This window comes from Pseudomonas sp. zfem004, assembly GCF_032621715.1.
In the GTDB taxonomy this organism is placed as follows: Bacteria; Pseudomonadota; Gammaproteobacteria; order Pseudomonadales; family Pseudomonadaceae; genus Aquipseudomonas; species Aquipseudomonas sichuanensis.
In genome coordinates this window covers 362,924-384,435 of record NZ_JAVYJF010000003.1, presented here as the reverse complement: position 1 = coordinate 384,435, position 21,512 = coordinate 362,924, and the positions used below count along the sequence as shown (strand labels likewise).

Annotated in this window: 24 protein-coding genes; 23 read left to right on the top strand and 1 reads right to left on the bottom strand. The window is 63.6% G+C overall.

Annotation, left to right across the window (positions count from 1 at the left end; genetic code table 11):
* Positions 1-9 precede the first annotated feature (9 nt).
* Together secF and RTH46_RS05405 are read left to right on the top strand one after the other, a co-directional pair.
* Entirely contained in the window at positions 10-918 is a 909-nt protein-coding gene (gene secF / locus RTH46_RS05410; protein ID WP_153787461.1) for a protein translocase subunit SecF, read from the top strand.
* 120 nt (positions 919-1,038) lie between these two features.
* Positions 1,039-1,587 carry a glycine zipper 2TM domain-containing protein gene (locus tag RTH46_RS05405; protein ID WP_125465407.1) on the top strand — a complete coding sequence of 183 codons (549 nt, stop codon included), beginning with the start codon at positions 1,039-1,041 and terminating at the stop codon, positions 1,585-1,587.
* Between the two features lie 195 nt (positions 1,588-1,782).
* Here RTH46_RS05405 and suhB read toward each other — a convergent pair whose 3' ends face one another.
* Positions 1,783-2,601, bottom strand: coding sequence for an inositol-phosphate phosphatase (gene suhB, locus RTH46_RS05400; protein WP_110993505.1), 819 nt, complete (start codon positions 2,599-2,601; stop codon positions 1,783-1,785).
* 151 nt (positions 2,602-2,752) lie between these two features.
* Here suhB and trmJ point away from each other — a divergent pair, with 151 nt between their 5' ends.
* The 21 genes from trmJ (at position 2,753) to RTH46_RS05295 (ending at position 21,482) form a co-directional block, all read left to right on the top strand.
* Complete coding sequence (gene trmJ, locus RTH46_RS05395; protein WP_316905169.1) at positions 2,753-3,508, top strand: tRNA (cytosine(32)/uridine(32)-2'-O)-methyltransferase TrmJ; 756 nt, start codon at positions 2,753-2,755, stop codon at positions 3,506-3,508.
* A 3-nt stretch (positions 3,509-3,511) separates the two neighbouring features.
* Positions 3,512-4,300, top strand: a complete 789-nt coding sequence (gene cysE / locus RTH46_RS05390; protein WP_153787459.1) for a serine O-acetyltransferase — start codon at positions 3,512-3,514, stop codon at positions 4,298-4,300.
* A gap of 168 nt (positions 4,301-4,468) precedes the next feature.
* Entirely contained in the window at positions 4,469-4,960 is a 492-nt protein-coding gene (gene iscR / locus RTH46_RS05385) for a Fe-S cluster assembly transcriptional regulator IscR (RefSeq protein ID WP_110993503.1), read from the top strand.
* 43 nt (positions 4,961-5,003) lie between these two features.
* Positions 5,004-6,218: an IscS subfamily cysteine desulfurase gene (locus RTH46_RS05380; RefSeq protein ID WP_316905168.1), complete on the top strand. Its 1,215-nt coding sequence runs from the start codon at positions 5,004-5,006 to the stop codon at positions 6,216-6,218.
* Positions 6,219-6,264: 46 nt separating this feature from the next.
* Positions 6,265-6,651 (top strand): Fe-S cluster assembly scaffold IscU, encoded by a 387-nt coding sequence (iscU, locus tag RTH46_RS05375; protein ID WP_010452756.1) that lies wholly within the window; start codon positions 6,265-6,267, stop codon positions 6,649-6,651.
* Between the two features lie 28 nt (positions 6,652-6,679).
* Positions 6,680-7,003: an iron-sulfur cluster assembly protein IscA gene (iscA, locus tag RTH46_RS05370; RefSeq protein WP_011532338.1), complete on the top strand. Its 324-nt coding sequence runs from the start codon at positions 6,680-6,682 to the stop codon at positions 7,001-7,003.
* Between the two features lie 8 nt (positions 7,004-7,011).
* A complete protein-coding gene (gene hscB / locus RTH46_RS05365; RefSeq protein WP_125465404.1) occupies positions 7,012-7,533 on the top strand; it encodes a co-chaperone HscB in 522 nt (173 codons plus the stop codon).
* Between the two features lie 43 nt (positions 7,534-7,576).
* Positions 7,577-9,439, top strand: a complete 1,863-nt coding sequence (gene hscA, locus RTH46_RS05360; RefSeq protein WP_316905167.1) for a Fe-S protein assembly chaperone HscA — start codon at positions 7,577-7,579, stop codon at positions 9,437-9,439.
* A 3-nt stretch (positions 9,440-9,442) separates the two neighbouring features.
* The gene (gene fdx / locus RTH46_RS05355) at positions 9,443-9,784 is read left to right on the top strand and encodes an ISC system 2Fe-2S type ferredoxin (protein WP_153787457.1); all 342 of its coding nucleotides are present in this window, start codon (positions 9,443-9,445) and stop codon (positions 9,782-9,784) included.
* Positions 9,785-9,794: 10 nt separating this feature from the next.
* Positions 9,795-9,995, top strand: coding sequence for a Fe-S cluster assembly protein IscX (iscX, locus tag RTH46_RS05350; protein ID WP_102682076.1), 201 nt, complete (start codon positions 9,795-9,797; stop codon positions 9,993-9,995).
* A gap of 89 nt (positions 9,996-10,084) precedes the next feature.
* The gene (gene ndk, locus RTH46_RS05345; protein ID WP_110735781.1) at positions 10,085-10,510 is read left to right on the top strand and encodes a nucleoside-diphosphate kinase; all 426 of its coding nucleotides are present in this window, start codon (positions 10,085-10,087) and stop codon (positions 10,508-10,510) included.
* A 28-nt stretch (positions 10,511-10,538) separates the two neighbouring features.
* Positions 10,539-11,681: a 23S rRNA (adenine(2503)-C(2))-methyltransferase RlmN gene (gene rlmN, locus RTH46_RS05340; RefSeq protein ID WP_110735779.1), complete on the top strand. Its 1,143-nt coding sequence runs from the start codon at positions 10,539-10,541 to the stop codon at positions 11,679-11,681.
* Positions 11,682-11,695: 14 nt separating this feature from the next.
* On the top strand, positions 11,696-12,457 hold the full coding sequence (gene pilW / locus RTH46_RS05335) for a type IV pilus biogenesis/stability protein PilW (protein ID WP_153787455.1): 762 nt from the start codon (positions 11,696-11,698) through the stop codon (positions 12,455-12,457).
* Complete coding sequence (locus RTH46_RS05330) at positions 12,454-13,482, top strand: RodZ domain-containing protein (protein ID WP_316905166.1); 1,029 nt, start codon at positions 12,454-12,456, stop codon at positions 13,480-13,482. The genes pilW and RTH46_RS05330 overlap by 4 nt, the downstream gene beginning before the upstream one ends.
* A gap of 3 nt (positions 13,483-13,485) precedes the next feature.
* Entirely contained in the window at positions 13,486-14,595 is a 1,110-nt protein-coding gene (gene ispG, locus RTH46_RS05325; protein ID WP_110993496.1) for a flavodoxin-dependent (E)-4-hydroxy-3-methylbut-2-enyl-diphosphate synthase, read from the top strand.
* A 25-nt stretch (positions 14,596-14,620) separates the two neighbouring features.
* Positions 14,621-15,910, top strand: coding sequence for a histidine--tRNA ligase (hisS, locus tag RTH46_RS05320; RefSeq protein WP_110993495.1), 1,290 nt, complete (start codon positions 14,621-14,623; stop codon positions 15,908-15,910).
* A gap of 38 nt (positions 15,911-15,948) precedes the next feature.
* On the top strand, positions 15,949-16,590 hold the full coding sequence (locus RTH46_RS05315) for a tetratricopeptide repeat protein (RefSeq protein ID WP_153787453.1): 642 nt from the start codon (positions 15,949-15,951) through the stop codon (positions 16,588-16,590).
* Positions 16,565-17,734, top strand: a complete 1,170-nt coding sequence (bamB, locus tag RTH46_RS05310; protein ID WP_153787452.1) for an outer membrane protein assembly factor BamB — start codon at positions 16,565-16,567, stop codon at positions 17,732-17,734. The genes RTH46_RS05315 and bamB overlap by 26 nt, the downstream gene beginning before the upstream one ends.
* Positions 17,735-17,850: 116 nt before the next feature.
* Positions 17,851-19,314 carry a ribosome biogenesis GTPase Der gene (der, locus tag RTH46_RS05305; RefSeq protein ID WP_153787451.1) on the top strand — a complete coding sequence of 488 codons (1,464 nt, stop codon included), beginning with the start codon at positions 17,851-17,853 and terminating at the stop codon, positions 19,312-19,314.
* Between the two features lie 240 nt (positions 19,315-19,554).
* The gene (locus RTH46_RS05300; RefSeq protein WP_153787450.1) at positions 19,555-20,703 is read left to right on the top strand and encodes a pyridoxal phosphate-dependent aminotransferase; all 1,149 of its coding nucleotides are present in this window, start codon (positions 19,555-19,557) and stop codon (positions 20,701-20,703) included.
* Positions 20,691-21,482 carry an amidohydrolase gene (locus RTH46_RS05295; protein ID WP_153787449.1) on the top strand — a complete coding sequence of 264 codons (792 nt, stop codon included), beginning with the start codon at positions 20,691-20,693 and terminating at the stop codon, positions 21,480-21,482. The genes RTH46_RS05300 and RTH46_RS05295 overlap by 13 nt, the downstream gene beginning before the upstream one ends.
* Positions 21,483-21,512 lie beyond the last annotated feature (30 nt).

Sequence of the window (21,512 nt, the reverse complement as noted above, 5' to 3'; positions counted from 1 at the left end):
GGAGCTGCGATGAAAACCATCAACTTCATGGGCGTGCGCAATGTCGCGTTCGCCATTACCGTGCTCCTCACCGTGTTGGCCCTGTTCAGCTGGTGGCACAAGGGGCTGAACTTTGGCCTGGACTTCACCGGCGGTACGCTGATCGAGCTCACTTACGAGCGCCCGGCGGACCTTGAGAAGGTGCGTACCGAGCTGGTCAGCTCCGGCTTCCACGAGGCCGTGGTGCAGAGCTTCGGCGCCACCACCGACCTGCTGGTGCGGATGCCGGGTGACGACCCGCAACTGGGCAATCGCGTAGCCGAAGCCTTGCAGAAGGTCGGTGGCGACAACCCGGCCACGGTCAAGCGCGTCGAGTTCGTCGGCCCGCAGGTGGGTGAAGAGCTGCGCGACCAGGGGGGCATGGGTATGCTCCTGGCCCTGGGCGGCATCCTCATCTACCTGGCGTTCCGCTTCCAGTGGAAGTTCGCCGTGGGCGCCATCGTTTCGCTGATCCACGACGTGGTGGTGACTCTGGGTATCCTGTCGTTCTTCCAGATCACCTTCGACCTGACGGTGCTGGCGGCGGTACTGGCGATCATCGGTTACTCGCTCAACGACACCATCGTCGTGTTCGACCGGGTGCGTGAGAACTTCCGTGTGCTGCGCAAGGCGTCGCTGATCGACAACATCAACATCTCGACCACCCAGACCCTGCTGCGTACCGTGGCGACCTCGGTTTCCACTTTGCTGGCCATCGCCGCGCTGCTGTTCTTCGGTGGCGACAACCTGTTCGGCTTCTCCCTGGCGCTGTTCATCGGCGTCATGGCGGGTACCTACTCGTCGATCTACATCGCCAACGTGGTGCTGATCTGGCTGAACCTGAGCAGCGAAGACCTGATCCCGCCGGCCAAGAACGAGGGCGTGGACGAGCGTCCGTAAGCCATCGTTCAGCGCCGTTCGGCGTAATGTAAGGCGCGAGTGTTGAACTCGCGCCTTTTTTTTTGCTCCAAGGCAGGGAGAAGGCGGGCTGGAACCCGCAAGGAAGATCAGGAGGTTCAGGTGAATAAATCAATGCTGGTGGGTGCGGTACTGGGTGCTGTCGGTGTGACTGCCGGAGGTGCTGTGGCGACCTACAGCTTGGTGAACAAAGGGCCTGAATACGCCCAGGTCACCGACGTGCAGCCAATCAAGCAGCAGGTGAAGACACCGCGTGAAGTGTGCAAGGAGGTCGCTGTGACCCGCCAGGCACCGGTCAAGGATCAGCATCAGATTGCCGGTACCGTGGTCGGAGCCATTGCCGGTGGTCTGCTGGGTAACCAGATCGGCGGCGGTACCGGCAAGAAGATCGCCACGGTCGCCGGCGCGGTAGGTGGTGGTTACGCGGGCAACAAGACCCAGGAATACATGCAGGAGCGTGACACCACCACGACCATGCAAACCCGATGCAGTACGGTCAACGACATCAGCGAGAAGGTGGTGGGGTACAACGTCACCTATTCCCTCGGTGACCAGGTGGGCAAGGTGAAGATGAATCACGAGCCGGGCTCGACCATCCCTGTGGACAAGAATGGCAAGTTGATCCTCAGCGAGAACCAGGCGGGGCAATGAGCCGTTTGCGTGGAATCAATCGGAGCTTGCTGATTTAACGGGAGCAGCGTGGAAGCGGGCTTGCCCCGCGATCACCGGCGAAGCCGGTGCCATGCATCGCATCGGGGGGCAAGCCCGCTCCCACGCGATTTTCTATAAAAGCCGAGCACAAAAAAACGCCCCGAAGGGCGTTTTTTTGTGCTCGGCAATCGGCGCTTAGCGCTTCATGCTCTCCGGCAGGTGCGGCTGGATGGCAGTCAGCACGGCCTTGAAGCACTTGATGTTGCCGGCAACGATATGGCCCTTCTCGAGGAAGTCATGGCCACCGTTGAAGTCGCTCACCAGACCACCTGCTTCCTGGATCAGCAGCACGCCTGCAGCCATGTCCCACTCGGACAGGCCCGACTCCCAGAAGGCGTCGAAGCGGCCGGCGGCCACATAGGCCAGATCCAGGCTGGCGGAGCCGGCGCGGCGGATGCCGGCGGTCTGGCCAGTCAGGGCGCGGAACATGCCCAGGTAGTTGTCCAGGTCGGCCAGCTGGTTGTCACGGAACGGGAAGCCGGTGCCCAGCAGGGCGCCTTCCAGGCTGGTGCGCGAGCTGACGCGCAGGCGGCGGCCATTGATCTGGGCGCCACGGCCACGGCTGGCAGTGAATTCTTCCTGGCGAACCGGGTCGAGGACCACGGCGTGCTCCAGGCGGCCGCGGTATTTGCAGGCGATGCTGACGGCGAAGTGCGGAATGCCGCGCAGGAAGTTGGTGGTGCCGTCCAGTGGATCGATGATCCACAGGTAGTCCTTGCCCTCTTCGCCGGTGCCGGCGTGCAGGCCGGTCTCTTCGCCCTGGATCGAGTGGTTCGGGTAGGCTTTGCGCAGGGCTTCGACGATGACCTTCTCGGCGGCACGGTCAACCTCGGACACATAGTCCTTGGCCTGTTTTTCGTCGACTTTGATGCTGTCCAGGCGTTCGATGGAGCGGAAAATCAGTTCACTGGCGCTGCGAGCGGCGCGCAGGGCGATATTCAGCATAGGCTGCATGGGAAGGTCACCTGGAGATGTTAAAGAAGAAAGCCGCACATTCTAGCAGAAATCTTTGACGGAAGAAGTGTCACATTTGCTTTCATAGCGTTACGCTGGTCGGTTCTGTAAGATCGAAACCCTCTTCATCCGCGTCTGTGAGCACAACACCTTGCTGCAAAATATTCGTGTTGTTCTGGTCAATACCAGCCACCCCGGCAACATCGGCGGCGCTGCGCGTGCCATGAAAAACATGGGCCTGGCGCGTCTGGTGCTGGTGCAGCCAAAAGAATTCCCCGCCGCCGAAGCCTCGGCGCGTGCCTCGGGTGCCGACGATGTGCTCGACAACGCCCTGGTGGTCGACAGCCTCGAGCAGGCACTGGTCGGTTGCAGCCTGGTGATGGGCACCAGCGCCCGCGAGCGCAGCATCCCCTGGCCGTTGATCGGCCCACGGGAGTGCGGCACCAAGGCGGTGGAGCATGCCCTGGCCGGCGAGGAGATCGCCCTGGTGTTCGGTCGCGAGCACGCCGGGCTGACCAACGAAGAACTGCAGCGATGTCACTTCCACGTGCACATTCCCTCCAATCCCGACTTCAGCTCGCTGAATCTGGCCGCCGCCGTCCAGGTGCTCTCCTACGAGGTGCGCATGGCCTCGTTGGTGGTGCAGGGCGTGGCGCCCAAGGTCGAGAAAACCGACGCCAACGAGCTGGCGACCATGGACGAAATGGAGCTGTTCTATGACCACCTGGAAAAAACCCTGGTGGACATCGGCTTCCTCGACCCCGCCAAGCCCAAGCACCTGATGCCGCGCCTGCGCCGGCTGTATGGGCGCAGCTCGGTCGAGCGTACGGAAATGAGCATTTTGCGCGGCATCCTCACCGAGACCCAGAAAGTCGTCCGGGGCGAGCCGCATAAACGGAAGGACTGAACGATGTTCGAGCGTCTGCGTGAAGATATTCAAAGTGTTTTCCATCGTGACCCGGCGGCGCGCAACGCCTTCGAGGTCCTGACCTGCTACCCGGGCATGCATGCCATCTGGCTGCACCGTCTGGGCAATGCCCTGTGGAAGCGCGATTTCAAATGGCTGGCACGCCTGGTGTCGAACTTCGGGCGCTGGATGACCGGTATCGAGATCCACCCGGGTGCGACCATCGGCCGGCGTTTCTTCATCGACCACGGCATGGGCATCGTCATTGGCGAGACCGCCGAGATCGGCGACGACGTGACGCTGTACCAGGGCGTGACCCTGGGCGGCACCAGCTGGAACAAAGGCAAGCGCCACCCGACCCTGGAAAACGGCGTGGTGGTGGGGGCGGGCGCCAAGGTTCTGGGGCCGTTCACGGTCGGTGCCGGGGCCAAGATCGGCTCCAACGCCGTGGTCACCAAGGCGGTGCCGGCCGGCGCCACGGCGGTGGGCATCCCGGGGCGCATCATCGTCAAGAGCGAGGACGATGCCGTCGAAGCCAAGCGCAAGGCCATGGCCGAGAAGATCGGTTTCGACGCCTATGGTGTCAGCGGCGACATGCCAGACCCGGTGGCCAGGGCCATCGGCCAGATGCTCGACCACCTGCAGGCAGTCGACGAGCGCCTGGAGGGGATGTGTGGCGCCCTGACCAGGATGGGCAGTGATTATTGTGCCAAGGAGCTGCCGGCGTTGCCCGACGATGACTTCGCCGCTGCGTGCGCGGAGCTGAAGCAGGGCGACACTCAGCCGCATTGATTCCGCCAGCCCGACACAAGGGGCGTGTGCTCGCGCCCCTCGTCTGCTACACTCGCGCCCGCCTCCCGCATGCATACCCGACTAAAGCACTAGGTCTAATAGTTGACTTAAATGCTCGGGAATCGCATACTCGCACACATTCTGTAACTCCCGTGGTAACCATACGCCATGCGACTGACTACCAAAGGCCGATACGCCGTGACCGCCATGCTTGACCTGGCGTTGCACGCGCAGCATGGGCCGGTGTCACTGGCCGATATTTCCGAGCGCCAGGGCATTTCCCTTTCTTATCTGGAGCAGCTGTTCGCCAAGCTGCGCCGCAGCAGCCTGGTATCCAGCGTTCGCGGCCCGGGCGGCGGCTACCAGCTGTCGCGCGGCATGGAAACCATCCAGGTGGCCCAGGTCATCGACGCGGTCAATGAATCGGTCGATGCCACCCGCTGCCAGGGCCTGGGCGACTGCCATGCCGGTGATACCTGCCTGACTCACCACCTGTGGTGCGACCTGAGCCAGCAGATCCATGAATTCCTCAGTGGCATCAGCCTGGCCGACCTCGTCAAGCGCCGTGAGGTGCAAGAAGTCGCCCAGCGCCAGGACCTGCGCCGTGTTGCAGGCCGTACCGCCATGCTGGACAAGATTGAGACGTCCGCCGTCGACTGAAATTCAGCGCCGAGCGACGCCAACGCCTGATAGGAGATACTCAATGAAGTTGCCGATCTACCTCGATTACTCCGCGACCACGCCGGTCGATCCACGTGTGGCCCAGAAAATGGCCGAATGCCTGCTGGTCGACGGGAACTTCGGTAACCCGGCCTCGCGCTCCCACGTGTTTGGCTGGAAAGCCGAAGAAGCGGTCGAGAATGGCCGTCGCCAGGTGGCCGAGCTGATCAACGCCGACCCGCGCGAGATCGTCTGGACCAGCGGTGCCACCGAGTCCGACAACCTCGCCCTCAAAGGCGTGGCGCACTTCTATCAGACCAAGGGCAAGCACATCATCACCTCCAAGATCGAGCACAAGGCGGTCCTGGACACCGCTCGCCAGCTCGAGCGTGAAGGTTTCGAAGTCACCTACCTCGAGCCAGGTGAAGACGGCATCGTCACCCCGACCATGGTCGAGGCTGCCCTGCGTGACGACACCATCCTGGTTTCGCTGATGCACGTGAACAACGAAGTCGGCTCGATCAACGACATCGCCGCCATCGGTGAACTGACCCGCTCGCGCGGCGTGCTGTTCCATGTCGATGCCGCGCAGTCGGCCGGCAAGGTCGAGATCGACGTGCAGAAGCTGAAAGTCGACCTGATGTCGTTCTCGGCGCACAAGGTCTACGGCCCCAAAGGCATCGGCGCGCTGTACGTCAGCCGCAAGCCGCGTGTCCGCCTGGAAGCCATCATCCACGGTGGTGGCCATGAACGTGGCATGCGTTCGGGTACCTTGCCGACCCACCAGATCGTCGGCATGGGCGAAGCCTTCGCCATTGCCAAGCAGGAAATGGCCAGCGAGAACGCGCGCATCAAGGCCCTGAGCGACCGCTTCTTCAAGCAGGTCTCGGACCTCGAAGAGCTGTACGTCAACGGCAGCCAGACCGCCCGCGTACCGCACAACCTGAACCTGAGCTTCAACTACGTCGAAGGCGAGTCGCTGCTGATGTCGCTCAAGGACATCGCTGTTTCGTCCGGTTCGGCCTGCACCTCCGCTTCGCTCGAGCCGTCCTACGTCCTGCGCGCCCTGGGCCGCAACGACGAACTGGCGCACAGCTCGATCCGCTTCTCTTTCGGCCGCTTCACCAGCGAAGAAGAAGTCGACTACGCCGCGCAGAAAGTCTGCGAGGCCGTCAACAAACTGCGTGAGCTGTCGCCCCTTTGGGACATGTACAAAGACGGCGTCGACATCTCCAAGATCGAGTGGGCCGCCCACTAAGCAGTCGCCGGCAAGAGCGGCTCCCTGATGAGGAAGGAATTGCACCATGGCATACAGTGAAAAGGTCATCGACCACTACGAAAACCCACGCAACGTCGGCAAGATGAATGCCGAGGATCCGGATGTCGGTACCGGCATGGTCGGCGCTCCAGCGTGCGGCGACGTGATGCGTCTGCAGATCAAGGTCAACGAGCAAGGCATCATCGAAGACGCCAAGTTCAAGACCTATGGCTGCGGTTCGGCCATCGCCTCCAGCTCCCTCGCCACCGAGTGGATGAAGGGCAAGACCCTGGACGAAGCCGAAACCATCAAGAACACCCAGCTGGCTGAAGAGCTGGCACTGCCACCGGTCAAGATCCACTGCTCCGTGCTCGCCGAAGATGCCATCAAGGCAGCCGTTCGCGATTACAAGCAGAAGAAAGGCCTGGTCTAAGTCGCCTGTTGCAAGCTAAGGAGTTCCGATGGCCATCAGCATGACAGAAGCCGCCGCCAACCACATTCGCCGCTCCCTCGACGGGCGCGGCAAAGGTGAAGGCATTCGCCTGGGCGTGCGCACCACCGGTTGCTCGGGCCTGGCCTACGTGCTGGAGTTCGTTGACGAACTGGCCGAAGAAGACCAGGTGTTCGAGAACCACGGCGTGAAGGTCATCATCGACCCGAAAAGCCTGGTGTACCTCGACGGCACCGAGCTGGACTTCGTCAAGGAAGGGTTGAACGAAGGCTTCAAGTTCAACAACCCCAACGTGCGCGGTGAATGTGGCTGCGGCGAAAGCTTCAACGTTTGAGGCTGGCCGTGGGTACTCCTTGTCATTACGCACTGTTTGACCTGCAACCGAGCTTTCGCCTGGACCTCGACAAGCTGGCCACTCGCTACCGCGAGCTGGCCCGCGAGGTCCATCCGGACCGCTTCGCCGATGCCTCCGAGCGCGAACAGCGCGTTGCCCTGGAAAAGTCGGCGGCCCTGAACGACGCCTACCAGACCTTGCGCAGCGCACCGCGCCGTGCCCGTTACCTGCTGGCCATCGGTGGCCATGAAGTGCCCCAGGAAGTCACCGTGCACGACCCGGCCTTCCTGTTGCAGCAGATGCAGTGGCGCGAAGAGCTCGAAGAGCTGCAGGACGAAGCCGACCTCGATGGCGTGGCCGTGTTCAAGAAGCGGCTCAAGGCCGCCCAGGACACGCTGAACGAGGATTTCGCCGCCTGCTGGGATGTTGCTGCCGAGCGTGACCAGGCCGAACGCCTGATGCGCCGCATGCAGTTCCTCGACAAGCTCGCCCAAGAAGTGCGCCAACTCGAAGAGCGCCTCGACGATTAACCCCGGCGTTACCCGTGATGACGCCTAAGGTACTCAGATAAGCATGGCCCTACTGCAGATCGCCGAACCCGGTCAGAGCCCTCAGCCGCACCAGCGCCGCCTGGCGGTGGGCATCGACCTGGGCACCACCAATTCTCTCGTCGCCGCCGTGCGCAGCGGGCGCAGCGAGCCGCTGCCCGATGCCCAGGGCCGGGTCATCCTGCCCTCCGCGGTGCGCTACCTGGATAACGGCGTCGACGTTGGCCTGAGCGCGCGCGAGGCGGCGCCCAGCGACCCGCTCAACACCATCGTCTCGGTCAAGCGCCTGATGGGGCGCGGCCTGGCCGACGTCAAGCAGCTCGGCGAGCAACTGCCGTACCGTTTTGTCGGTGGTGAGTCGCACATGCCGTTCATCGACACCGTCCAGGGGCCGAAGAGCCCGGTGGAAGTGTCGGCCGACATCCTCAAGGTGCTGCGTGCGCGTGCCGAAGAGACGCTCGGCGGTGAGCTGGTAGGTGCGGTGATCACCGTCCCTGCGTATTTCGACGACGCCCAGCGCCAGGCCACCAAGGACGCCGCCAAGCTGGCCGGCCTCAACGTGCTGCGCCTGCTCAATGAACCGACCGCAGCCGCCGTGGCCTATGGCCTGGACCAGAATGCCGAAGGCGTGGTGGCGATCTACGACCTGGGCGGCGGTACCTTCGATATTTCCATCCTGCGCCTGACCGCTGGCGTCTTTGAAGTGCTGGCCACCGGCGGCGACACCGCCCTGGGCGGCGATGACTTCGACCACGCCATTGCCGGCTGGATCATCGAGCAGGCCGGCCTGTCCGCTGATCTCGACCCGGCTACCCAGCGCCTGCTGCTGCAGACCGCCTGCGCGGCCAAGGAAGCCTTGACCGATGCCGACGTGGTCAGCGTGCAGCACGCTGCCTGGCAGGGCGAACTGACCCGCGCTGCCTTCGACGCCATGATCGAGCCGATGATTGCCCGCAGCCTCAAGGCCTGCCGCCGCGCTGTGCGCGACAGCGGTATCGAGCTGGAGGAGGTGGGTGCGGTGGTGATGGTTGGCGGCTCTACCCGCGTGCCGCGTGTGCGCGACGCCGTGGGTACGCTGTTTGGCCGTACCCCGCTGACCTCCATCGACCCTGACCAGGTGGTCGCCATTGGCGCCGCCATCCAGGCCGACACCCTGGCCGGTAACCGTCGCGAAGGCGGCGAACTGCTGCTGCTCGACGTCATCCCGCTGTCGCTGGGCCTTGAGACCATGGGCGGGCTGATGGAAAAGGTGATTCCGCGCAACACCACCATTCCGGTGGCCCGTGCCCAAGAGTTCACCACTTATAAAGACGGCCAGTCGGCCATGATGATCCACGTGCTGCAGGGCGAGCGCGAGCTGATCAGCGACTGCCGCTCGCTGGCGCGCTTCGAGCTGCGCGGCATCCCGGCCATGGTTGCCGGTGCCGCGAAGATCCGCGTCACTTTCCAGGTCGACGCCGATGGCCTGCTCAGTGTCGCCGCGCGCGAGCTGGGTTCGGGCGTGGAGTCGAGCATCCAGGTCAAGCCATCCTACGGCCTGACCGACGGCGAAATCGCCCGCATGCTCAAGGACTCGTTCGAGCACGCCGGCTCCGACAAGCAGGCGCGCCAGCTGCGCGAGCACCAGGTCGACGGCGAGCGTCTGCTCGAAGCGGTACAGGGCGCCCTGGACGCCGATGGCGAGCGCCTGCTCAGCAGCGACGAGCGCGATGCCATTGAATTCCAGATGCAGGAACTACGTGATTTGCTGAGCGGCACCGATGGCGCCGCCATCGAGCAACAGACCAAGCGTCTGTCGCAGGTGACCGATGCATTTGCCGCCCGTCGCCTTGATTCGACGGTCAAAGCCGCACTGGCCGGGCGCAACCTGAATGAGATCGAGGAGTAATCGATGCCGCTGGTGACATTCCTGCCGCATGAAAAATTCTGCCCCGAGGGGCTGACCGTGGAAGTGCCCGTCGGGACAAATATCCTGGAGCTGGCCCACGATCATCACATCGAGATGGAAAGCGCCTGCGGCGGCGTCAAGGCCTGCACCACTTGCCACTGCATCGTGCGCAAGGGTTTCGACTCGCTTGAAGAAGCCGACGAGCTCGAAGAAGACATGCTGGACAAGGCGTGGGGCCTGGAAGCGCAATCGCGCCTGGGTTGCCAGGTGGTAGTGGCCGATGAAGACCTCACCATCGAAATCCCCAAATACTCGCTCAACCACGCCGCTGAAGCGCCGCACTGAGGATCTGTACATGAGTCTGAAATGGGTTGATGTACTTGAGATCGCTATCCAGCTTGCGGAAAGCAAGCCCGAGGTCGATCCTCATTACGTGAATTTCGTCGATCTGCGCGCTTGGGTCATGGCTTTGCCGGAATTCGATGACGATCCGTCGCGTTGCGGCGAGAAGGTTCTCGAGGCCATCCAGGCGGCCTGGATTGAAGAAGCCGACTGAGCGCACGCTGCAGGTTAGGCAATCCCCTGGAACCCGCGTATAATTCGCGGGTTTAATTTTTCGCAACACTCATATTTCTGGAGTTCTCCATGGCTGTTCAACGTACTTTCTCGATCATCAAGCCTGACGCCGTCGCCAAAAACGTCATCGGCAAGATCACCACTCGCTTCGAAGAAGCCGGCCTGAAAATCGTTGCCTCGAAAATCAAGCAACTGTCCAAAGCCGAAGCCGAAGGCTTCTACGCCGAGCACAGCGCTCGTGGCTTCTTCGGTGACCTGGTTGCCTTCATGACTTCCGGCCCAGTCGTTGTTCAGGTTCTGGAAGGCGAAAACGCCATCGCTCGCAACCGTGAGCTGATGGGCGCTACCAACCCTAAAGAAGCTGCTCCAGGCACCATCCGTGCTGACTTCGCCGAGTCGATCGACGCCAACGCCGTTCACGGTTCGGACTCCGAAGCTGCTGCTGCTCGCGAAATCGCTTACTTCTTCGCTGCTACCGAGGTAACCACTCGCTAAGCGAAAGCTTAAGGGTGAAGGTGAATCCATGACGACATCTACCGGCAAAATCAACCTGTTGGGGCTGACCCTGCAGGAAATGGAACAGTTCTTCGACTCGATCGGGGAGAAGCGCTTTCGCGCTGGCCAGGTGATGAAGTGGATTCACCATTTTGGCGTCGACGATTTCGCCGCCATGACCAATGTCGGCAAGGTCCTGCGCGAAAAGCTCGAGGCCGTTGCCGAGATTCGGGGCCCGGAAGTGGTCAGTGAAGACATTTCCGCCGACGGTACCCGCAAGTGGGTGGTCCGCGTTGCCTCTGGCAGCTGCGTCGAGACCGTCTACATCCCTACCGACGATCGCGGTACGCTCTGCGTGTCGTCGCAAGCCGGCTGTGCCCTGGACTGCAGCTTCTGCTCCACCGGCAAGCAAGGCTTCAACAGCAACCTCACCGCCGCCGAAGTGATCGGCCAGGTGTGGCTTGCGAACAAATCCTTTGGGACCGTTCCTGCCAAGATCGACCGCGCGATTACCAACGTGGTGATGATGGGCATGGGCGAACCCCTGCTGAATTTCGACAATGTCATCGCCGCCATGAAGATCATGATGGAAGATCTGGGCTATGGCATTTCCAAGCGTCGCGTCACCCTGTCCACCTCGGGCGTGGTGCCGATGATCGACGAACTGGCCAAGCACATCGACGTGTCGCTGGCCCTGTCGCTGCACGCACCGAATGACGAGCTGCGCAACCAGCTGGTACCGATCAACAAGAAGTACCCGCTGAAGATGCTGCTGGAATCCTGCATGGGCTACATGTCCACGCTCGGTGGCAAGCGCGTGCTGACCATCGAGTACACCCTGCTCAAGGACGTCAACGACCAGCCTGAGCACGCGGCACAGATGATCGAGCTGCTGCGCGACGTGCCGTGCAAGATCAACCTGATCCCGTTCAACCCGTTCCCGCACTCGGGCTACGAGCGGCCGAGCAACAATGCCATTCGCCGCTTCCAGGACCTGTTGCACCACGGTGGTTTCAACGTCACCACCCGCACCACCCGCGGTGACGACATCGATGCCGCTTGCGGGCAGCTGGTCGGCCAGGTCAACGACCGCACCCGCCGCAGCGAGCGCTACATCGCCGTGCGCCAGCTGGCTGCCGACGAGCCGCAAGACAGCGCCGCGCGCCCCTGACGAGCACCCGCCCCATGACCTTGCGCGCCGCGCTGTCGATCCTCACGCTTGCGCTGCTGGCTGGCTGCGTTTCCAGCGGTGGGGGCGACCCGCTGGCCAGCCGCCAGGGGCGTGACGAGGCTGTGCGGGCTTATGTGCAGTTGGGGCTGGGGTATTTGCAACAAGGTTTGACCGGGCAGGCCAAGGCTCCGTTGGCCAAGGCACTGGCCTTGGACAGTACCGATGCCGACGCCAATGCGGCACTGGCGCTGGTGTTCCAGGCCGAGGCTGAGCCGCAATTGGCAGGCCAGCACTTCCGTAAAGCACTGGCTGCACGCCCGGATGACACGCGAATCCGCAACAACTACGGCAGTTTCCTATATGCTCAGGGCCGCTTTTCTGATGCTGAAGCGACGTTTCGCCAGGCGGCCGCCGATACCTTGTACCCTGAGCGTTCGCGGGTGTACGAGAACCTCGGCCTGACCGCGCGCAAGCTGGGGCAGGACGAGCAGGCCCGCGAATACCTGGAAAAGGCCCTGCGCCTCGATCAGCGGCAACCGAAAGCGTTGCTTGAAATGGCTGAGTTGTCCTACGAAAACAGGCATTATGTGCCGGCCCGGGACTACTACGATCGTTTCAGCCAGCTGAGCGAACAGAACGCCCGCAGCCTGTTGCTGGGCAGCCGCCTGGCCCGCGCCCTTGAGCAACAGGGTGATGAGGCCCGGCTGGGCCAGCAATTACAACGACTTTATCCCGGTACGCCGGAATATCAGCAATACCTGTCGGAGCAACGATGAAAGCCGCGCAAACAGAAGTAGCAGCGACTCGCCAGAACCCCGGTGACGTCTTGCGCCAGGCCCGTGAACAGCGGGAATGGAGCCAGGCCGAAGTCGCGCAAAAGCTCAACCTCACGGTATCTTCGCTGAACAACCTGGAAACCGGCGCCTTCGACAAGCTGCCCGGGCACACCTTCGCCCGTGGTTACATCCGCGCCTACGCCAAACTGTTGGGCATGGACCAGGCGCCGCTGGTGCAGGCGTTCGACAACATCACCGGCACCCACGCCCAAGGCAGCGACGTGCATGCACTCGGTCGCATCGAGGAGCCGGTCCGCCTGTCGCACAACATCATGCGCGTGGTCAGCCTGCTGTTGCTGGTGGCCGTGGTGGGTGGTGGCTTCTTCTGGTGGCAGGACCAGGGCAGCCTGCGCGGCAAGGACCTGGCCAAGATCGCCCTGGAGCACGTCGAGGTCGAGAGCGCCGACGGCACCACCCAGATTCACCCGCTGGACGAGCCGGAAGACCAGGCTGTCAGCGAAGCCCAGCAACCAGCCAGCGAAGCGCTGCCATTGGAACCTGTGGCCAGCGAACAAGCTCCGGCAGTGGCCGTTGAACCCCCGGCACCGGTAGTGGCTGTGGCACCTTCCAATAGCGTGCCGGCGCCAGCGCCAAGCACTGCTCCTGCTCCTGCACCGGCTGCGCCAGCTACCGTCGCCCCGGTCGTCCAGCCTGCGCCAGCCAGCCCCGTGGCCGTCGCTCCTGTCGCCCCGGCTGCCACGGCTGCGGCGCCAGTACCGGCCGGCAGCGGTAGCGTACACATCCAGTTCACCGCCGATTGCTGGACCCAGGTCTCCGACGGCAACGGCAAGGTGCTGTTCAGCGCCATCAAGCGCAAGGGCGACAGCCTGGAACTGACCGGCAAGCCACCGTTCGCGGTACGCCTCGGGTTCGCCCGCGGCGCCCAGGTGAGCTACAACGGCCAGGCGGTCGATGTCGCCCCGTTCACCAGTGGCGAAACCGCTCGCCTGAAGTTGGGACAGTAAGTCATGCACGGCGAATCTCCGATCAAACGTCGCGAATCCCGCAAAATCTGGGTCGGCAATGTACCGGTGGGCGGCGATGCGCCCATCGCGGTGCAGAGCATGACCAATACCGACACCAATGACGTCGCCGCCACCGTGGGGCAGATCCAGCGCCTGGTCGATGCCGGCGTCGATATCGTGCGTGTCTCGGTACCGGACATGGACGCCGCCGAGGCGTTCGGCAAGATCAAGAAGCTGGTCAGCGTGCCGCTGGTCGCCGACATCCACTTCGACTACAAGATCGCCCTGCGCGTGGCCGAACTGGGCGTCGACTGCCTGCGCATCAACCCGGGCAACATCGGCCGTGAAGACCGTGTGCGCGCGGTGGTCGATGCCGCCCGTGACCGCGGCATCCCGATCCGCATCGGCGTTAACGCCGGCTCCCTCGAGAAAGACCTGCAGAAGAAGTACGGCGAACCGACCCCGGCCGCATTGGTCGAGTCGGCGCTGCGCCATGTCGAGCACCTCGACCGCCTGGATTTCCAGGACTTCAAGGTCAGCGTCAAGGCCTCCGACGTGTTCATGGCCGTCGAAGCCTACCGCCTGCTGGCCAAGCAGATCATCCAGCCGCTGCACTTGGGCATCACCGAAGCCGGTGGCCTGCGTTCGGGGACAGTGAAATCCGCCGTCGGCCTCGGTATGCTGCTGGCCGAAGGTATCGGCGACACCATCCGCATTTCCCTGGCCGCAGACCCGGTCGAAGAAGTGAAGGTCGGCTACGACATCCTCAAGTCGCTGCACCTGCGTTCCCGTGGCATCAACTTCATCGCCTGCCCGAGCTGCTCGCGGCAGAACTTCGATGTGGTCAAGACCATGAACGAGCTGGAAGGGCGCCTGGAAGACCTGCTGGTACCGCTGGACGTGGCAGTGATCGGGTGCGTGGTCAACGGCCCGGGTGAAGCCAAGGAGGCGCATGTCGGCCTCACCGGCGGCACACCGAACCTGATCTACATCGATGGCAAGCCATCGCAGAAGCTGAACAACGACAACCTGGTCGATGAGCTGGAAAAACTCATCCGCCAGAAAGCGGCCGAGAAGGCCGAGGCCGACGCGGCGCTGATCGCCCGTGGCTGATACACAGAATTCGTAAGGACTACTCGTGAGCAAATCGCTGCAAGCCATCCGTGGCATGAACGACATCCTGCCCGACCAGTCGCCGCTGTGGCGCTACTTCGAGGGCACCGTGGCTGGCCTGCTGGACAGCTACGGCTACAGCCAGATCCGCACGCCGATCGTCGAGTTCACCGAGCTGTTCAAGCGCTCGATCGGTGAAGTCACCGATATCGTCGAAAAAGAGATGTACACCTTCGACGACCGCAACGGCGATTCGCTCACCCTGCGCCCTGAAGGCACCGCCGCCTGCGTGCGTGCGGTACTCGAGCACGGCATCACCGGCAACGGCCAGGTGCAGAAGCTCTGGTACATCGGCCAGATGTTCCGCCACGAGCGCCCACAGAAGGGCCGCTATCGCCAGTTCCACCAGATCGGCGTGGAGGTGTTCAACCTCGACGGTCCGGACGTCGATGCCGAGCTGATCATGCTGACCTGGCGCCTGTGGGGCCTGCTGGGCATCCAGGATGCCGTGGAGCTGCAGCTCAACAGCCTGGGCACCAGCGAAGCCCGCGCGCGCTACCGCGATGCGCTGGTCGAGTTCCTGTCCGCGCGCCTCGAGCAGCTGGACGAAGACAGCCAGCGTCGCCTCAAGAGCAACCCGCTGCGCATCCTCGACAGCAAGGACGCCAACACCCAGGCGGTGCTGGTCGGCGCGCCGAAGCTGGAAGACTACCTGGACGAAGAATCCCGCGTGCACTTCGAGGGCCTCAAGGCTCGCCTCGACGCTGCCGGCATTCCGTTCGTGATCAACACCAAGCTGGTGCGTGGCCTCGATTACTACAGCAAGACCGTGTTCGAGTGGGTCACCGACAAGCTCGGCGCCCAGGGCACCGTGTGCGCCGGTGGCCGCTATGACGGCCTGGTCGAGCAGATGGGCGGCAAGCCGACCCCGGGCGTTGGTTTCGCCATGGGCATCGAACGCCTGATCCTGCTGCTGGAGACCCTGGGCAAGGTGCCCGAGTCGATCAGCCGCACCATTGACGTCTACCTGTGCGCCTTCGGTGAGCAGGCGGAGCTGGCCGGCCTGCGCCTGAGCGAAAGCCTGCGCGACCGTCTGCCGGGCCTGCGCCTGGCGGTCAACGCCGGTGCCGGCAGCTTCAAGAGCCAGTTCAAGAAGGCCGACAAGAGCGGCGCGCTGTTCGCCCTGATCCTCGGCGACGACGAGCTGGCCAAGCAAGAGATCGGTCTGAAGCCCCTGCGTGGCCAGGGCGAACAACAGAACATTGCCTGGGATGCTCTTGCCGAGCACCTGGAAACCGCGATCGCCCAGGCGTAACGCGGTTCAACAACGAATAGGCGAAAAGGAGTATTGGGGTGTCGAGTACCGATGATGACGATCTGGCTGGGATCAAGGACTGGTGGAACCGCAACGGCAAGCCGCTGCTGACCGGCGCGCTGCTGGCCGGTGTGGTGGTGATGGGCTGGCAGACCTGGCACAAGTACCAGGCCAACCAGTCGCAAGGCGCCTCGGCGCTGTACCAGGCCCTGCTGGAAACCTCGCTGACGCCGTCTGGCCAGCCTGATGCCAGCAAGGTCGCCGAGCTGTCCGGCAAGCTCAAGAGCGAGTTTGGCGGTAGCGCCTACGCCCAGTACGGCAGCCTGTTCGTGGCCAAGGTTGCGGTCGACAGCGGCAAGCTGGACGACGCCGCCGCCGAGCTCAAGGCCGTGCTGGACAAGCCGGCCGACGCCACCCTGGGTGAAATCGCCCGTCAGCGCCTGGCCCGCGTGCTCGCGGCACAGGACAAGGCCGATGAGGCCCTGAAGCTGCTCGACGGCGATGCCGACAAAGCCTTCCTGGCCAGCCGTGAGGAGCTCAAGGGCGACCTGCTGCTGCAGCTGGGCCGTGCCGACGACGCGCACGGCGCCTACGAAAAAGCCAAGGCCGCGCTGTCCGACGACGCCGCGATCGGTGGCCTGCAACTGAAGCTGGATGACCTGGCCAAAGGGGACGCCTGAAGTGAAGGGTTGGAAACAAGCAGCAGTGCTCACCCTCGCCGTACTGGCAGCGGGTTGCAGCAGCAACAGCAAGAAGGAACTGCCCCCGGCCGAGCTGACCAAGTTCACCGAGGAAGTGGTGCTGAAGAAGCAGTGGAGCCGTTCGATCGGTGACGGCCAGGGCGAGACGTACAACACCCTGGTACCGGCCATCGAGAACGACCGCATTTACGCTGCCGACGTCACCGGTGAAGTCTTCGCACTCGACCGCCTCAACGGCGATGTAGTGTGGAAAAAAGACCTCGAGCTGCCGGTTTCCGGCGCGGTTGGCGTGGGCTACGGCCTGGTCATGCTGGGCACGCTCAAGGGCGAGGTGATTGCCCTGGATTCGAGCACCGGCGAAGAGCGCTGGCGTTCGCGCGTCACCAGCGAAGTACTGGCACCGCCCGCCAACAACGGCGACGTTGTGGTGGTGCAGACCCAGGATGACCGCCTGATCGGCCTCGACGCCGCCACTGGCGACCGTCGCTGGATCTACGAAAACACCCCGGCGGTGCTCACCCTGCGTGGTACCGGCGCGCCGATCGTCACCAACCGCCTGGCTGTCGCCGGCCTGTCCACCGGCAAGGTGGTGGCGGTGGACATCAGCAACGGCGTACCGGTGTGGGAAAGCCGCGTGGCCATCCCGCAAGGCCGCTCCGAGCTGGACCGTGTGGTGGACATCGACGGCGGCCTGCTGCTGTCCGGTGGCACCCTGTACGTCAGCACCTACCAGGGCCGCGTCGCCGGCCTGGACCTGGAAAGCGGCCGTGTGCTGTGGCAGCGTGATGCCTCCAGCTACGTGGGTGTCGCCCAGGGCTTCGGCAACGTCTACGTGAGCCTGGCTTCGGGCACCGTCGAAGGTGTCGACGAGCGTTCCTCCAGCGCCTTGTGGAGCAACGACAGCATGGCCCGTCGCCAGCTGTCGGCGCCGGAAGTGTTCTCCAGCTACGTGGCGGTGGGTGACTTCGAAGGTTACCTGCACCTGCTGAGCCAGGTCGATGGCCGCTTCGTCGGCCGTGAGCGTATCGACAGCGATGGCCTGCGTGCCCGCCCACTCGTGGTCGGCGACACCATCTACGTCTTCGGCAACAGCGGCAAGCTCGAGGCACTGACCATCCGCTGAAGCTATGCTTGAGCCCGTTCGCGGGCTCAGGTAGCGGCGCAGGAGCGCCGCCCGAACTCCGGCCGCTGCCTTGCAGCGGCCTTTGCATTTTCAAGAATTCAAGAGTGGAGAGCCGCATGGTTCCCGTAATCGCCCTGGTGGGCCGCCCGAACGTCGGCAAATCCACCATGTTCAACCGCCTGACCAAGACCCGCGATGCCATCGTCGGTGACCTGTCGGGCCTGACCCGTGACCGCCAGTACGGCGATGCCACCTGGCAGGGTCGTTCCTTCATCCTGATCGACACCGGCGGTATCACCGGTGACGAAGTGGGCATGGACGAGAAGATGGCCGAGCAGTCGCTGATGGCCATCGAAGAAGCCGACTACGTGCTGTTCCTGGTGGATGCCCGCGCCGGCATGACCGCCGCCGACCAGATGATCGCCGACCACCTGCGCAAGCGGAACAAGTCGGCCATCCTGGTGGCCAACAAGATCGACAACATAGACCCGGACATCGCCCGCGCCGAGTTCTCGCCGCTGGGCATGGGCAACGCCATCCCGGTGGCTGGCTCCCAGGGCCGTGGTATCAACGCCCTGATGGAATCGCTGCTCGGCCACATCCCGCGTGATGCCGAGGAAGAAGCCCTCGACCTGAACGTCGCCGAAGGCGAAGAGGCCGTGCGCATTCCAGGCCCGAGCGAGAAAGACGGCATCAAGATCGCCATCATCGGCCGCCCGAACGTGGGCAAGTCGACCCTGGTCAACCGCATGCTCGGCGAAGAGCGCGTGGTGGTGTACGACCAGCCGGGTACCACCCGCGACAGTATCTACATCCCGTTCGAGCGTGATGGCGAGAAGTACACCTTCATCGACACTGCCGGCGTGCGCAAGCGCGGCAAGATCCACGAGGAAGTCGAAAAGTTCTCGGTGGTGAAGACCCTGCAGGCGATCAAGGACGCCAACGTGGTGGTCTTCGTCATGGACGCCCGCGAAGGCGTGGTCGACCACGACCTCAACCTGCTCGGCTTCGCCCTTGAAGCCGGCCGGGCCATCGTCATCGCGCTGAACAAGTGGGATGGCATGGAAGCGGGCGAGCGCGACTACGTGAAGACCGAGCTGGAGCGCCGGCTGTTCTTCGTCGACTTCTGCGACATCCACTTCATCTCCGCCCTGCACGGCACTGGCGTTGGCCACCTGTACAAGTCGGTGCAGGCCGCGTTCAAGTCGGCGGTCACCCGCTGGCCGACCAGCCGCCTGACGCAGATCCTCGAAGACGCCATCAGCGTGCACCAGCCGCCACTGGTCAACGGCCGTCGCATCAAACTGCGCTACGCCCACCTCGGTGGCGCCAACCCGCCGCTGATCGTGATCCACGGCAACCAGACCGAGAAGGTGCCCAACTCCTACTCGCGTTACCTGGAGAACACCTACCGCCGCGTGCTCAAGCTGGTCGGTACGCCGATCCGCATCGAGTACAAGGGCGGTGAGAACCCGTACGAGGGCAACAAGAACACCCTCACCGATCGCCAGGTCAACAAGAAGCGCCGCTTGATGTCGCACCACAAGAAGGCCGAGAAGAAGCGCCGCGACAAGCGCTAGTCACTGGGCTGCGTTACGCTTCGTGGGAGCGGGCTTGCCCCGCGATGGTTTCAGGCAGAGAGGTTTTGCTGCCTGGTCAATTGCCATCGCGGGGCAAGTCGCATCGGCGCACCGCCGCTCCCACGGTTGGTGACTTGATCCACCGCAATCCCCCTATTGTTTCAACCTTTTTCCTGACTGCTTGATCCGCTATGCTCGGACACCACCCCGTGCCGGACAAACCCCAGGAAAGAGGGCTCCATGATCCGCAGCAAACTGCCGAATGTCGGCACGACCATCTTCACCACCATGTCGCAGCTCGCCATGCAGACCGGTGCGCTCAACCTGTCCCAGGGCTTCCCTGACTTCAACGGCCCCCAGGCCCTGCTCGATGCCGTTGGCCGCCATGTGGCCGCCGGGCACAACCAGTATTCGCCGATGACCGGCCTGCCAGCCCTGCGCCAGCAAGTGGCGGCCAAGATCGCCCGGCTGTATGGCGTGGCGGTGGACGCGGACCAGGAAGTGACCATCACCCCCGGCGCCACCGAAGCGATCTTCTGTGCCATCCAGGCGGTAATCCACCCCGGCGATGAAGTGATCGTCTTCGACCCGTGCTACGACAGCTACGAACCCTCGGTGGAGCTGGCCGGTGGCCGCTGCGTGCACGTGCCGCTCGCGGACGGCAGCTTCAGCATCGACTGGCAGAAGTTCAGCGATGCCCTCAGCCCGCGCACGCGCATGGTCATCCTCAACTCGCCGCACAACCCCAGCGGTGCGCTGATCAGCCGCGACGACCTGGACCAGCTGGCCGCGCTGATCGCCAACCGCGACATCTACCTGGTCAGCGACGAAGTCTACGAGCACTTGATCTACGACGGTGTGCGCCACGCCAGCGTGCTGGCCCACGAGCAGCTGTACAGCAGAGCCTTCGTCATCAGCTCGTTCGGCAAGACCTACCACGTCACTGGCTGGAAGACCGGTTACGTGGTCGCGCCACCGGCGCTCAGCGCCGAACTGCGCAAGGTTCACCAGTACGTCAACTTCTGCGGTGTCACACCCTTGCAGTGTGCCTTGGCCGACTTCATGGCCGAACACCCGGAGCACATCGACGAACTGCCGGCCTTCTACCAGGCCAAGCGTGACCTGTTCTGCGACCTGTTGCAGGCCTCGCGGTTCAGCTTTACCCGTACCCCGGGCACCTATTTCCAACTGGTGGACTATTCGCAGATCCGCCCCGACCTGAACGACGTCGACATGGCCCTGTGGCTGACCCGCGAACACGGCGTGGCCAGCATCCCGGTGTCGGTGTTCTACCAGCAACCCATCCCCGAGCAACGCCTGGTGCGCCTGTGCTTTGCCAAACGCGAGGAGACGCTGCGACAGGCGGCGGAGAGACTATGCGCGATCTGAGTGAACTGCCGAACCTGAAAATCGCCCTGGTGCAGACCACCCTGGCCTGGCACGACCGCGAAGCCAACTATGCCCATTTCGAGGAGCTGATCGGCCAGGCCGGTGAAGTCGACCTGGTGATCCTGCCAGAGATGTTCACCACCGGTTTCTCGATGGAATCGGAAAGCCTGGCGGAGCCGGAGAACGGCCCGACTTACAAATGGCTCAAGGCCCAGGCGAAGAAGCGCAATGCGGTGATCACCGGCAGCGTGATCATCCAGGCCGCCGATGGCAGCCACCGCAACCGCCTGCTGTGGGCGCGGCCCGATGGCGAGATCCTGCACTACGACAAGCGCCACCTGTTCCGCATGGCCGGCGAACACAAGCACTACACCCCCGGTGAGCGCCAGGTGCAGTTCGAACTCAAGGGCTGGCGCATTCGCCCGCTGATCTGCTACGACCTGCGCTTCCCGGTATGGAGCCGCGACGCCCAGGACACCGACCTGCTGCTGTACACCGCCAACTGGCCGGCAGCGCGGCGCACCCATTGGAACCGGCTGCTGCCGGCGCGGGGCATCGAGAACCTGTGCTTCGTGGCGGCGGTGAACCGGGTGGGCACCGATGGCAAGGGCTTTGCCTATTCCGGCGACAGCCAGGTGCTGGATTTCCAGGGCGAGAGCCTGTTGAGCGCGGGGGAGGCCGACGGGGTGTTCACCGTGGTGCTGCGTGCCGCGGAACTGGCGGCGTACCGGGCGCGCTTCCCGGCCAATCTGGATGCCGATACCTTCGAGCTGCATTGAGGGCCAATCGCGGGGCAAGCCCGCTCCCAC